Annotated in this window: 12 protein-coding genes and 1 pseudogene; 10 read left to right on the forward strand and 3 right to left on the reverse strand. The window is 37.0% G+C overall.

Going from position 1 to position 14,583, the window contains the following annotated elements:
- The 5 genes and pseudogenes from J582_RS22525 to J582_RS22545 form a co-directional block, all read left to right on the forward strand.
- A partial coding sequence (locus tag J582_RS22525; protein ID WP_032048640.1) for an IS3 family transposase occupies positions 1-171 on the forward strand: 171 nt, incomplete at its 5' end.
- A gap of 42 nt (positions 172-213) precedes the next feature.
- Positions 214-714: pseudogene (locus J582_RS22530) on the forward strand (SOS response-associated peptidase); the annotation flags it as partial.
- Positions 715-824: 110 nt separating this feature from the next.
- The gene (locus J582_RS22535) at positions 825-1,451 is read left to right on the forward strand and encodes a LexA family protein (RefSeq protein ID WP_000038641.1); all 627 of its coding nucleotides are present in this window, start codon (positions 825-827) and stop codon (positions 1,449-1,451) included.
- A gap of 14 nt (positions 1,452-1,465) precedes the next feature.
- Positions 1,466-2,761, forward strand: a complete 1,296-nt coding sequence (locus J582_RS22540) for a Y-family DNA polymerase (protein ID WP_001190352.1) — start codon at positions 1,466-1,468, stop codon at positions 2,759-2,761.
- 4 nt (positions 2,762-2,765) lie between these two features.
- The gene (locus tag J582_RS22545; RefSeq protein WP_000550047.1) at positions 2,766-2,984 is read left to right on the forward strand and encodes a hypothetical protein; all 219 of its coding nucleotides are present in this window, start codon (positions 2,766-2,768) and stop codon (positions 2,982-2,984) included.
- A 325-nt stretch (positions 2,985-3,309) separates the two neighbouring features.
- On the opposite strand, the gene J582_RS22550 is transcribed toward J582_RS22545, so the two are convergent.
- From J582_RS22550 to J582_RS22560, 3 genes are read right to left on the reverse strand one after another with little or no spacing between them, the layout of a single operon-like run.
- Positions 3,310-6,510: a site-specific integrase gene (locus tag J582_RS22550; protein WP_032048642.1), complete on the reverse strand. Its 3,201-nt coding sequence runs from the start codon at positions 6,508-6,510 to the stop codon at positions 3,310-3,312.
- Positions 6,511-6,514: 4 nt separating this feature from the next.
- Entirely contained in the window at positions 6,515-8,854 is a 2,340-nt protein-coding gene (locus tag J582_RS22555) for a hypothetical protein (RefSeq protein ID WP_002058482.1), read from the reverse strand.
- A gap of 12 nt (positions 8,855-8,866) precedes the next feature.
- On the reverse strand, positions 8,867-9,331 hold the full coding sequence (locus J582_RS22560) for a hypothetical protein (protein WP_000911011.1): 465 nt from the start codon (positions 9,329-9,331) through the stop codon (positions 8,867-8,869).
- Positions 9,332-9,605: 274 nt separating this feature from the next.
- Here J582_RS22560 and J582_RS25720 point away from each other — a divergent pair, with 274 nt between their 5' ends.
- The 5 genes from J582_RS25720 to J582_RS22580 all read left to right on the forward strand — a co-directional run bounded on the left by J582_RS25720 (position 9,606) and on the right by J582_RS22580 (position 13,479).
- Positions 9,606-9,773, forward strand: a complete 168-nt coding sequence (locus J582_RS25720) for a YhfG family protein (RefSeq protein ID WP_002125865.1) — start codon at positions 9,606-9,608, stop codon at positions 9,771-9,773.
- Positions 9,774-9,785: 12 nt separating this feature from the next.
- Positions 9,786-10,382 (forward strand): putative adenosine monophosphate-protein transferase Fic, encoded by a 597-nt coding sequence (locus J582_RS22565; protein WP_004826955.1) that lies wholly within the window; start codon positions 9,786-9,788, stop codon positions 10,380-10,382.
- 349 nt (positions 10,383-10,731) lie between these two features.
- On the forward strand, positions 10,732-10,989 hold the full coding sequence (locus J582_RS22570) for a hypothetical protein (RefSeq protein WP_004726728.1): 258 nt from the start codon (positions 10,732-10,734) through the stop codon (positions 10,987-10,989).
- Between the two features lie 919 nt (positions 10,990-11,908).
- Entirely contained in the window at positions 11,909-12,214 is a 306-nt protein-coding gene (locus J582_RS22575; RefSeq protein ID WP_000366814.1) for a helix-turn-helix domain-containing protein, read from the forward strand.
- On the forward strand, positions 12,214-13,479 hold the full coding sequence (locus J582_RS22580; protein WP_000934717.1) for a type II toxin-antitoxin system HipA family toxin: 1,266 nt from the start codon (positions 12,214-12,216) through the stop codon (positions 13,477-13,479). Before J582_RS22575 ends, J582_RS22580 begins: the two co-directional genes overlap by 1 nt.
- Positions 13,480-14,583 lie beyond the last annotated feature (1,104 nt).

Here is a 14,583-nt window from a genome sequence, read left to right on the forward strand (position 1 = left end):
ATACTCAAGAATGAATTAGTGCATCATTGCAACTATAAAACCAGAGATGAAGCTAAAGCAGATATTACAGAATACATTGTGTTATTTTATAATCAGCGAAGAATTCAAAAGAGTTTGGATTTTAAAACGCCAAATCAAATAGCAGAGAACTTTTATCGGTTAGCTGCCTAGCATATCCCAAGTGAAAGTCTCCTGCTAATTCAGCACATATCAGAGCTTGATATTGCAAAGTTTGGATTACTACCGAGCTGGGCGAAAGAATTGAAGTTCAGCAGTCATACTTATAACGCCAGAACTGAGTCTGTAGCAGATAAGCCTAGCTTTCGACATGCTTGGAAGTACAGCAAGTTCTGCCTAGTCCCAGTACAAGAATTTTATGAGCCGAAATACATCAATGGCAAGCCACACTGGTACACCATCAAGCGTAAAGATGATCAGCCTTTTACTGTTGCAGGGATCTATGATGATGCAGTGATTAATGGCAATAAGGTACGTTCCTTTTCAATGTTGACCATCAATTCGGACCATCACCCTTTTATGAAACAATTCCATGCACCGAAGGATGAGAAGCGATCCATCATCGTTATTCCAGAACAGTACAGAAAAGACTGGCTAACAGCCGATCATGAACATGCGCATGAATATTTCTTTCAAATGCCCGATGAATTCGTCACATTTCCACGCGATGAGCAGAAACAAAACGTCTTATTCTGAGCATCCTTGTTTATCCACAACTTTTTAAATTTGAATTTTAAACGCTGTTAGTAATATCCTATTTAAACAAATTCTACTTCCAAACACGCCTCGTAGCGTAGGAGTATCTCATGTCTAAGAAGTTGCCTATTTACTTCTCTGACGACGCATGGTCATCTTTACAAGAGCTCATGGGTCCAGAGGGTAAACCAAGTCCTACCATCAACACCGTGCTTGAACAAATCGCTGTTCAAAATGAGCTTGTTGAAAAATTAGGGCTTACTGCTGTCCTACCCAAATCCAAAGTATCTATTCCCGTCTCTTTAGAGCGTATTCCTGCAGGTCCGGCCTTCAGCACCAAGGATGAGCAAGACAAAGCACTCGATCTGAATGAGTTCCTGATTCACAACCCTATTTCTACTTTTATTGCCTATGTAGACAGTGAATCCATGCTCGATGCTGGCCTAGAGATTAATGATCCAATCATTATTGATCGCAGTATTGAAGCCAAGCATTACGATATCGTGGTTGCCCTGATTGATGACAATGCCTCAACCATTAAGCGGCTGATGATCACCAATAAGATGTCCAAGTCTGAAATCAAAGAAATATTTGGAGATGAAGATTATCCGCTTCCAGAACTTTGGTTGAAGGCTGAAAATTCGAATTACAATCACATCATTCCTGATGATAGTCAGACCATATCAATCTGGGGTGTGGTGACTTTTAATTTAAAGCGTATTTATCACCGCTCATAAAAAGAAGAATAACCATGCAAAGTGAAAATGAAATATTCGCGTTAGTCGACGTGAATAATTGCTACGTCTCGTGTGAGCGTGTGTTTAATCCTGCCTTGAATGATCGCCCAACCATTGTGCTCAGCAACAATGACGGCTGTGCCGTGGCCAGAAGCCAGGAAGCGAAAGACTTAGGCATCAAGATGGGTGTTCCTGTATTCCAAATTAAAGAGCTGATCAAACAACATAACATTCAGGTGCTATCCAGTAATTTCTCCTTATATGGCGAAATGTCCAAGCGCTTTATGGAGCTGCTTGGGGACTATGTTGCACCAGGAGATCAAGAGGTCTATTCCATTGATGAATGCTTTCTGAAGCTCACAGCTTACGAGCATCTATTTGACCTGACTGTATATGCTCAAGACATGAGGGCTAAGGCTTGGCGTTGGTTAGGCCTACCCTGCTGTATTGGAATTGGTCGCTCTAAAACCGAAGCCAAGATTGCCAATCATCTCGCCAAGAAAAACAAGTTCTTCAATGGGGTCTGTAATCTGGCCCATATGGACCCATGCTCTACAGAAACGCTACTCGCGCAGGTTGATGTGTCTGAGGTTTGGGGCGTAGGCAGACAGAACTGTAAGAAGCTCAATACTATGGGTGTTCAATCTGTGCTGGATCTGATCAATGCCAATCCTAAAGAAATCAAAAAGCAGTTTAGTATCGTGATGGAAAAGACGGTGCTTGAGCTACAGGGCCTTTCTTGTATTGACCTTAGTGATGATACTGTAGCGAAGAAGCAAATCATCAGCAGCCGTTCATATGGCAACCCAGTGTATGAAATGGATGACATTAAAGCTTCGGTTCGGCTTTATGTGGCCAGAGCCGTGAAACGAATGCGGGAAGATGGCTCAATCTGCAAGATGATCGGCGTGTATATCCAAACCAGTCGCTTTGATAAGACAGAGCGCTACTCGCCTTACATCGTCGTTCAAATGCATGAGCATACGGATGATCTACTGCTCATCACCAAGGCCGCGATGAAAGGCATCGATCAGATATTTAAGAAAGGCTTTAAGTATAAAAAGGCGGGAATCGTGCTGCTCGAAATTACAGATCAATCCAAGTTTGTGCCCGATCTATTCACGGACTATTCACATAAGCAAGAGCGAGAAAGGCTTTCAGATGCCATCGAAGCCATCAGTGAACGGTTTGGGAAGAATCTCGTCACGCTAGGCATTGCCAACAATAAAGAAGCCACATGGCACATGAATCAAAACCTTAGATCACCTTCGTATTTAACCAAATGGTCTGACTTACCAAGAGTAGGATAAAAACATGCACTTATTTAAATTAACTGACGAACAACTCGCACAAATTCTTATCCCGAAACGATTTGTACCACCTACTCCACCTGAACATGAAGGCAAGAATATGGTCTATGTATTTGATAGTGAGGATAAGTTTGAACTGACTTATGATGAGCTGGTGGAAATCATTAGCAAAGCTAGAATGGCTGGTCCGAAGTTGATACCTGTCTTAGGCACCGTGAATTAAATTGTGCAGTGTTCGCACGCCACTTGAAACATAACTTGATTGGAAATGAATTTGGGCTGAGAAAAATTCAGTTCAAATTTAACCTGACGGGCACACTAAAAAATGGGTAATTGTCAGATCGAGTTTGGACTACAACACTTTAGCTCATCGATTTACCAAAGTGCTAATCTTTACACTATTGTCTAAAATCCAGTGACCAAATTGTGATGCTAAAGCTTTTAAATTCCCTTTATTATGAATCAAAGTTAGTATGATGCTTTTCATAAAGACAGTTTACTTATAACCAGAGAGATTTTTAAACAATTCCCCTTTTAGTTTGCTTAGGCTATTTCAACCAGAGTTCATCTTTTTGCATCATTTTTAACATTAAATTAAATATAACCAGCGGAGTAACATTTTTTTTGTTAGAGCCGACAACTCTTTGAAAACTAAATTTAACGGTTCGCTCAGGAGCATCCAAATTAACTGGGTAGTTTTGTTTTTCTAAATACAGATGATCTCCTAACATTGGCTCTATACCAGTAATAAAATTAACAATTTGTTGCTCATCACCTTTCATTCGGCATTGAAAATGTAGAAAATTCTTACGCAGTTTTCCAAATAATAATAATATTTTAAGCGCCTTAACCATGTTCTTTTCTTTCAGTGCATCTTGCTGCCTATCATCTTTATAATGAAAATCAAGGAGAGGAATTATTTCATCTGGACGAGTCAGTTTTTTAGCCTTTTCGTAAAGTTCATCAAACCAACTCTCTTCTAAATTCTTACTATAAACATAATTCGTTTTTAAATTAAATTTTTGGCGATCCATCCATTTAGTGCTCATCCATTGACATCGTTGCATCCATTCTTGAGCTTGGGTATCTTCGCTTAAACGACCTTCTCTAAAACTTATCAAACGTTGAAAAGGTGTCAGAGTACTCTTCTCTATACTAAACTTCTTTTCTTGTCGGCCAGCCATCGTAACTGGCTGTGTTTGCTGATAAGAATTAAACCATTTCTGCTGCTGAGTATAACGATTTAGGTTTATGTAGACTGTACTTGACTTCACTGGACTAAAACACTGTTCTAATACTTTTTTTGAAATGATACACGGCGAATTATAAATTCGATCGACTGCTAATAAATCCAAAACATGAAGGTAATTTGAAGCCGTTTGCTCAATACTGCTATGCCCCATCCAAGAGGCGAGCACCTGCCATTTATGTTGAATAATCTCTTCTTGAGCACGTGCTTTCATACCAAACAATAAATCCCTCATCTTTTTTGCTTTTACCCAAGGACAATCTGTGTAGGTCTTGATCATTTCTTTTGAACCGAGCAAAGTTATTGCTAGATAGTTAGCAGCACTGTGGCGTAATGTATGAAAACTAAAGCCATGATGCATACCTAATATTTGACTAAACAAATCTACTGTAATTTTGCTGATACATTGATCAGTTAATACACGATGATTCACACTAAAAAGTAGATCATCCTGCTGATTAACCAAATATTGCTCATAACGATGTTGTATGTAACGTTGTACTACTAAAAACTCATGTTCTGACAATGCAATTTTCAATGGTATTTGACGATTCGCACTTCGCGTTTTCAGACGGCGATATGAATTGTCTTGGATATGAAGCGTGATATTATTAAAAACTGTATTTTCTTTTTCTTTATAAAGTAGCTCTGGGCAAATAATATCTTGTATTTTAAGACAACGAACTTCATTTAATCGAAGTCCAGTTCTATAACTTAGTAAATACATCAGCTTTAAACAACTCAGATGATCGACCCACTCTGATGCCGTTGGCTCTTGACTTAAATTTTCTAGTTTTTCCAATAATTTGCCAAATAGCAAAGGACTCACTAGCCGTGCATTGCAAATTTGTAAATGCTTAAAACTTGAATTCTGTAGCACCAATACCCCTGGAGCATCATAATTCTCTATACAGAATTGATGAAAATCTTTTAGGCGACCAAAACGGTATTCTGCGCTTTGGTGCATCTTACGAGAGGTTTTTCCTTTCACCGAATCTCGTTGAACTGCTTTTTCATCACGTTCACTGCTGTATTTCAATAGCTGCCGATATAAATCCTCATAGTCATCTATGGATTGTTGCTTTAAATCTAATTTATTGAGCCAAATCTCAAATATAAATTCTTTGCCAAACGATCCTAAGTAGCTTTCAATAGTTGATAATTGAAGCCCTCGTTTTTTTAAATGCATTAACCAGTGAATTAAGCGTAGTTGAGCATCAATTAAAGACTTTTCCTCTGTATTAGCATCAACTATCTTCTCCTCTAACACCCTTCTAGTTTCTTGCCAAAAACGTAGCGTGCGTTCTTCTTTATTCCTCTTTTTATCTAAACGCTCAACTTTTTGACCTTTACGTTTCTTTTGACCAAACAACATCAACTCATACGGAATCGTTTGTAATTTGCTTTGAACAGTCGGAACTTCAGGAAGTAACTGCTCTTGTTCAAAATGAATAGGGCGATTATCTGGTTCTGTGACTTGATTGTAATCATTATTCCACAGCAATCTAAATTCGGATGGCCTTAAAGCAACAGTATTAATCTCTTGCTGAAGCACATTACTCAAAAATATATCTATGCTGAGGTTTGGATTAAATTCGAGTACCATTTGCACATCATTAAATGCACGAAATCCACGGCGTTTAATTTGATATTGCAGATCCCCAAGACTTTTTTTCCTGCCTATCTTACTCAAGCTTTCTAAAATACAATCTTCAACTGAATGTTGCAGACAAAATTCTTTCTGAGTAGCTTTCAACTTTTTTAAATATTGCAAAATGAACTGCGCATATGGGTTAAAAAAAACATGTTTCCATTGGTACAACTTTCCCTGTTCTACATCGTTGCCATATTGAGAGTTTTCAACACGATAATGTAGTAACAATGGATTAGTGATTTTTTTGTAGTCCGAATGGTATAACCGAAAACAATTCAGATCTGTACCAAGCTCAATGGCCTCCTGCAATTGCTTCTGAATAGCAATCAAATGCTGTTCATCTGCACAGCCTGAAATATATATAAAACTTAAGCATAAATTTCCCCATAAGTACTTTGGTTCATTCCAATATTCAAATGAATCTTGCCAATACTGCCTTAATTCCTTAAGTACATGGATATGTAGATGCCCCTGTTCTAACCGTGACTCTGTACTCTCAATTTTTCTAGGCAGTACGATCCGTTTAGTATGTGGATTTAGCTTAATTCTGTATGATTTTTTATCTACATTCTGGTTGAATTGCTTCCTTCTTTTATTAAATTCATCTTCAGTAAATTGCATCAGTTTTGATTGTTCGTCTCGGCTCAACTTTTGACTCAAACAATCAACACTATCTTTAATGTCATGCCATTTTTCAGCGATCTGCTGATCAAGTTTTTGCTGCATTTCTTTCGTCAATACTTCAGGTGGAGAAGGCTGTCTATCTAGCGACTTTTTCACCATTTTATGAATATCAACAAATAGATCATCTAGTTGTGGTTTTATTAGTTCTTTGATTTTTTGCATACAACTATTTTCGCTCTAAGTGTTTAATCGATAAAGATTTGACATTATCTTGCAATTGCTGGCGGGCTTGCTGTACATAGACATTCGGGATAAGTGAAGAATGCGGATGAAAAGCCTCTCGGTCACGTTGGTCATGACCATACAGGGCCTGAATTAAGTGAAAAGCTAATGCTGGTTTACCCTCTTGCTGCTCATGCATCAAAAAGTTCATGTCAAAATGACGTAACCAATTCGAATACATATTCTTTGGAAAGACTCCTTGCATATATGAATTCACCCATTTTCTCGATAAAGGGATTAACTTAATTTTCCTGCTCTGCCATTCTTTGACAGTTATCGGCAAGATATCTTTACTAAAAATGACCTTACCAAAAAGATCATTTACAGTTATCTTCTTCTTTGCAAAGACTTGTCTAAAAAATGAACCGTACGCTTCAATAATTTGTTCTAAAAAGGCAGTGTAATTTTGCAGTGTTTTTATGAAAAAATCAGATAAAGGGATAAAACGACCATCTTTTCTTGCTTTACTATTTTTTTTATCATTCACATATAAAAGCTTGAGCTCAACACAATAATCATCCAAATTCCCCAACAGGTTTTTTTTAGGCCGACTTGCCAAACTCAACAAACTGATATGCCACATCCAACACGCATATGCATTAAGTTGATTAATAATGTGCTTATCTTCTTGGATGTTTTCGTGACAATGTCTATGTAAAATATGGAATTGCTCTTTCACAAAATTGGGTTCAAGTGCCAGTTGGCTCCCTATCCTTCCTATAGATAATGCAGATTGCACTTTGAATTGTTGTTGCAATATTTTTAGTTCAGCCGTGTCTTCAGTAAAATGTGTGGAATGTGGTGTAAGTGCTTTTTCTAAAAAGGCTAGATATGTGCTACTGAGTTGAGTTTTCGGTAGCCCGCCATAATAGATACCAGGCATGTGATGCTGACTATCCCGCCCAGCAATTACATGAGCAAGATATTCATTATATGTTTCATAATATATATGAAAATATAATTGAGCCTGCAGTTTTTCTACAGTGATCGAACCTACAAACCGATTATCAAGCCAATTCTTAAGTTTCGTATTAATGTGTGTTGATGAAATTAGTGGATTCGATGCTTGTTCTATATAGTCAAACCAAGCAGAAGGTAAATGTAGTTGATGTGTCATCACTTCATTCCACCGCACATGATTTAAGCTCTTAATCTTCTGCTCTGTAATTTTAAGATTTAATTTGAGTAAATATTCGCGACGTCTACTTGAACCATTCTGGATCAAAATTCCATCTTGAATAAGCTCGTTAAAATCCATCAGTGCGACGGGTGATAATCCCGTCAAAAGTGACAATAAACATGCTGCAGCGATTGCAGCATCCCTCCAGTGCCCGGATAACTCGGTTCTCAACACATAAACAATTTGCTTCAGTATATCTGGCGCCAAATAATGTGGATTTGTAACAAAAGGAGCATGACGGCGCTGGCGATGCCGCATTAGATGCGTCGCATTATCGCTGAGTATATAATTTAAATTTTTAGACTTTTCATCTTCTGAATAAAACTCCATTTCAGGATCTAATAGATCAACTTCACCCTCTTCATCTTTGTGAAGAGCGGCATCATAAATACTGATCTTTGCGTTATGTCCAATATCTACTTGCTTACCCGTTTTAATTTCACGAAATTTTTTGAGTTCATTTTTCGTCGGCCATTGCAAAACTTTACTTTTTTTTGACTTACGCTGACGATGAACAACACGACGATCATCAAGTCTTTTAAAAATTATTAATAGAGCCGATAAATACTCTATGGCTTGTACTTGTTTGAAATCTTTAATATTAAAAAGTTGATTACGATCCTCCTTTTTCAAGTTACGTTCGTACATGACATAGCGATTTAGTAGCTCACTGCATTCTTGAAATAATTCAGCATGATTAGAATCCAGAACATATCGTGATACATAGCGAAAGAGATCACAAACATGTTTTTGCTTATTCTCAGCTTTATCAATTTTTGCAAATTCTTGATACTGCCGATATGTTAAAAAACTCGCTTGTAGAATCAAATAACGTTCAGACGACAGCTCTTGAGTATTACTAGTAGTCGGGCATGCAAAATAACTTAAAGAAGCTAGATAATAATATTTACCTAATTGTCTAGAACTAGATATATAGCCATATATCTGTTGTGCTTCCTTATATAGAGCATGGGCTTTTTCACGTAAATCATCTGATAGATCGACAAATTGTGTATTCACAACATGATTGCGTAATAAACAATAATCTTTTTGGAATTTTTCTGCTAAATCTAAGAATTGCTCTTCTGTTTCAATCTTTGGCATATTCGCTTTCGCTTAATTTTTTATCAAATTGCATTGGTTAAATTCATTACGATCTGAACAATTTGGTAAAAGTTGATCTTTTATTGAACTCTTTGTCAGCTTAAAAAATCTAGCAAAAAATTTAGCATCCAGCTCTTTCTGAGCTTTTCTCTCAAAGCACAAGTGTTGCTGTGATTTTTCGATAAAATCATCAAGATTATGTATCAACTGTAAGATTGCAACATAATTAGAATGTACACGTAAGCATGGCTCCGTTTGCATTAATAGCAATATTTTTTGCCAAATTTTCACATAGATTATTTTGAACTTTGCTTGTACTACTACTTTCTGGCTCTGTTTAATCTTTTTGATTTTCAGTAGTTCTGAGTTAATTTTTACTATCTTAAATTGAACATTTTGTCGCTCAAAGCAAAAGGGCATGATAAATTGCCCCATAAATATCTCTATATTTTTTACTAAATAGTCAAATTTTAACATTTTTATCGATATAAAAAATGAGCATATCTTTGTATATTAAAATTCATTTAATTTATCAACTAAATTTTCTCAAAATTACAATTATCAACAAATACATATGGTTTACTTATCATGGGTGGTCTAAATTTTAAAAATTCTTCCACTTTTTTTTAGTTTTCTGTTATTACATGAAACAATACCGTTGTATTACATTTTGAAATGCTGTGTATGCAGCATTGATCAAAAAGATTCTCTGCTATACTTACTTCACGTGTAGCATCAATGGAGTTTCGAAATGCTCAGAACCACTGAACAGAAAAAAAAATATATTCAAGCGACACGTGCGCAAAACTATCAAGCCAGCCTAAAGCTTGAAGGCATTACAACGACAGCTCAAACAACTCAACAAAGTAAAGCTGAAATCTTGCAAAAATATAAGAAGTATTCGCAACCCGAAACTTAGTCAGGTGCATGTATGGATAAATATGGGGAAATGGGTGACAGCCTGTATTGTTACCCTGGCACAAATATCCTAAAGAACAAACTCAATATTCATGATGAACAAATTTTAGAACAAGCTGAACTAGAACTGTCTGGATTGGCAAGTAACTTAATTGAATATGCTGAACCACCTTACGACTTACAATACTTAAAATCAATTCATGCGCAGCTCTTTGGCGACTTATACGACTGGGCAGGAAAGTTAAGACAAATCGATATTTCCAAAGGTGACACCCGTTTTTGTAATTTTTCCCGTATTGAAATTGAAACCAATAAACTACTCAAAACGCTTCAAGAAAAAAAATACTTTCAAGGCTTAGCACCACAACAACTGATTCCTCAACTTGCCGACTTGTATTGTGAGCTTAATGTCATACACCCATTCCGTGAAGGTAATGGACGTACACAACGGATTTTCTTTGAGCATCTGATTGCTCATTGTGGTTATGGTATTGATTGGTCTCGCATTGACTCTCAACAACAATGGATTCAAGCCAATATTGAAGGTTTTTATGGTAATTTAAATCCATTAATTAAGATTTTTGAAATATGCTTTATTCAAAATACCTAAAATTTAAGTAGTCGAAGCCCACAATCCTTAATGAGCCATCATCTTTGCTTCAATCCACTGATTAATTTCCCAAATAAACCAACAATCACGATTCTTAGAAATCTTAATACTCTTCGGGTAATTTAGGATCGTAATATTCAGATTACTTATCCAGAATTGAATAGATCGTTAACTTAGATAGACTTTTAAGCAATGTAACTTGCCGCATGTTTATCAACATATGTCTCAAAAAAGTCTGCCCATACATAGATTTATGGCGTTTAGTGCTTAAATTTCAGATTAATCTTCGTCTGATGACCTGAATGGATGTTACAGATTACATGCAGGTGAATTACTCTGTGGCTGTATCATGGCTTTTGTGCAATCCAATCCATTTGATCCGAATGTTCTCTTTTGCAATAAAGCAGCCTCTTCTGCTTTTCCTGAACCAACGAACTATGTCATTGATTTGATTCAACCGACAACAGTGATGCTGAATCAAATCTCCAAAGAAGGGATTAAATGCAAGAAATGTGGTAAGAAAAAGATAGGGGATGGAAGTTATTATCCGTCTAATTGGAACCAGCCCATGAGTCGAGATCAGTTGAGTAAGAATCATTTTAAATGAATAAGAGAAGGATGGCTTACCTCACTTCTCCGAATAACAATGCTATGCTTTTCAACCAAGGTTATAAATTGGCAACTACATTTCATTCTTCTTCATGCTGGTCCTATAGCCTGTAGACAATTACTACATCATTTGCATTCAATGCTCAATACAGCCTGTCAGCAGAACCGCAGCGATACTTTTTTTCGTGCATACATGTAGTGTTTAAATCCATTCATTTTTCAATGATCCTCTGCCGTTTATCACATTTATGGTCGATCTTTAACCTTGTGAAAAATGCACATACCGATCCCTTCAAACTGTCAAATTTATGTATGCATGACATTTAAAGAAAATTATCTGATCAATTTTTTTAGGTAAAATTCATCAAGAAAAAGTTATTATTATTCATAACATCACCAATAACCACATAAAAACAATAATTTAATAAATTATTCTTCCAATTTTTTTATATTTAGTGTTATTACCTCTAAATCCATGTTTACCACCTTCTATTACATAAGTAATTTAGAAGTATCCACGATATAAATTGCTTGCCCTCACACCTCTCCCCTCTCACGCCCAAAAAATTTATACTGAAAGGCAGATTAAGCCCGTTCGAGTTACATATAGCCGCATGCTATATTGAAAGCATTAAGAAAATATCCTCAATATTTATAGGATTTTTAAAGTATGAACTAATTTTCGAAGAACCCTTTCTAAGTAATGTGACCTATTAGGAAAAATGAAAATACTGAAATCTCCGTATCAACAATCAGTCAAAGTACATCCTGATGATTTTCTGTAACCGATACCCAAGGACTATACCTACCCTTCTGATGTGCTGTGCAACAAAGCCCTCCTTAGCCACACTATAGCTATAGATTAATTCCATTATTTTGTGATTTAATTAAATTATTCATTCTTAAGACCCAATTTAATGGATTTATATTTCACTAAACCAGAAGAAGTTGTGACTCTTTTAGGTGAGCGTTTACGTAAGCAACGACTCTTTCTGGAGATGTCTCAAGCTGAGGTAGCAGCACGCGCTGGTGTCGGCGTGAATACAGTTTCGAATCTTGAAGCGGGACGAAATGTATCTGTTGAAAATTTAGTCCGTATTGCAATGGTCTTGGGTCGATTAAACGAACTTCAGGAACTATTTAAACCTCAGCTTAACAGTGTGAATGACATTCTTCGCTATGAGAGTCAAAGTAAGCGCCACCGTATTAAGAGGAAGGGATAATGCTCAATAGACTTAATGTTTATTACAACGGTTGGGGCGAATCATGGTTATGGGGAACGCTGATTAGTTCAACAGCCACGACAGGTAGACCCACCATTGCTTTTGAATATAGTCCAGAAGCAATACAGCAAGGTGTTGAGCTCTCTTCTTACTTGCTGCCTTTAAAAGGTCTACCATTCAGACAAGGTTTTCCTACTCATCAAATGGGACTCCCAGGTCCAGTCTATGACGCTTTACCAGATGGTTGGGGCATGATGTTGATGGATCGATATTTCAAAAAAATTGGCTTAAATTCAGCACGAATCGGACCTTTGGAGCGTCTGACCTATATTAGTAGTCACGCAATGGGTGCCCTCTCCTTTGAACCTTGTGTTGCTGACATGCAAACCTCAGAAAATATCCCTTTACAACAACTGGCCCAGGAAGTTCAAGAAGTACTCAAAGGTGAAGGTGGTGAATTTCTACAGCATTTATTGGTCATGGGTGGCTCCCCTCAAGGTGCCAGACCAAAAGCGTTGGTTTACCGAGATCCTGTCAATTTAGAGTTTTCGACTCAAGATTCTGATCAACATGAAGCCTGGCTGATTAAGTTTCCTGCTCAGCAAGAGCATCCTGAAGTCTGCGCCATTGAAGCCGTCTATGCAGAATGTTTGCGACTTTGTGCAATTGAGACTCCAGATACCCATTTCTTTAATTTGCCCAATGGTTTAACGGCTTTTGCTTCTAAACGATTCGATCGTCAAAATGGTATGCGGATTCCAATGCAGAGTTTGGCTGCATATACAGGAGCAGACTATAAAGTTCCAGGTAGCCTAGACTATCGCAATTTTCTCCGGGCAACCTTGATGTGTACGCAAGATGTACGAGAAAGATTGCATGCTTTTAAACGTGCTGTGTTTAATGTGCTTTTCAATAATCGGGATGACCATACTAAGAACTTTTCATTTCTCATGGAGAAAAATGGTCAATGGAAATTGGCTCCAGCCTATGATGTGACCTTCTGCGAGGGTCCAGGTGGTTATCATCAAATGGACATTATGGGAGAAGCGCTCAATATTTCCCGAAATGACATACATAAACTCGGTACTTCAGAAGCTAATCTGACTACTCTAGAAGTCGATGAGATCATCTTGACCATGCGTGAAATTGCACTTCAATTTAGTCAAATTGCGCAGCGCCTGTATCCCCATCAAATTCGAGAATCTACCCTACAGATGATTCAATCACGGATTCAACAGAATATTGATTTTTTAACTGAAACCTAAGCGTAAATATAAACTAAGCGCCAACCATCAACTGCAAATAGACTTTGATATAGTTAGTCGCTACATAATCTGTAGAACCTGTGAATTAGCTCTCTTTATAATCACGAATATTAGATGGATCACCGCCAAGATATATTCTGCAAACGTGAAATCACTACATCCAGATCGAAAATCACTAAGAAAAAACTGTCACCAAAAAAAGGTCTGCACTATGGATAGATGCAGACCAAACTCTGGATAACTACCAGCACGAGAAATATGTCGCAATTTTGCATAGACATGAATTTGATAAAATCAGCCCAGAAAGCCAGAAATTCATAAAAACTATTTCATCAATCCCCTATAACTTAATCACGTTCATGGTCGATCTTAAATCTTGTGAAAAGTACTCATGCTGACCTAGCCAAACTGTAAAACTCATGTATTCATAGCCTTTAAATGAATCTTTCAATCGGTATATTTAAGGTAAAAACTAGTAATCAGAAGTTATTATCACCCCCATATAAAACAAGGATCAACTTAAAAACAATAACTTAGTAAATTATTCTTCCATTTTTTTATATTTAGTGTTATCTCATTCACTTGGCTCTGAAAGTTTCTCGCACTGAGTTTATATGCGGACCAATTCGTTGTACGGTAGATTTTAGTTGCTGGCTTCTTCATTCGGAAATTATATTGCTGAATCAGACCTTACAAACAGCTTTGTGCAACAAAGCCGTCTTTAAGTACTTTTTTTAAAGGAAAAATCATCGACTTAAATCTATATTTCCAACAGTGCCACTTTTATCGCTTTAGCACCTCAACTCATTTAAGTGGCGTAACTTACATAACTTATGCATCCCATTTAAGTGACCTCAGTTATAGTATTCCGTGTCAGGAATTTGTCCACTTATTCCAATGATGATGAGAACTGCAGCATTGACTTAGATCGCCAGTGCTCAGTACTGGCCATCATGTAGCTTTTATCGCTTTAGCGCCTTAACTTATTTAAGTGGCGTAACTTACACAACTTACGCATCCTATTTAAGTGATGTAAGTTATAGTATTCCGTGTCAGGAATCTGTCTACTTATCAGCGTCCGCGGAACTGCAGGATTTCTGGCTT

Source organism: Acinetobacter sp. 1566109 (genome assembly GCF_000582255.1).
In the GTDB taxonomy this organism is placed as follows: domain Bacteria; phylum Pseudomonadota; class Gammaproteobacteria; order Pseudomonadales; family Moraxellaceae; genus Acinetobacter; species Acinetobacter nosocomialis.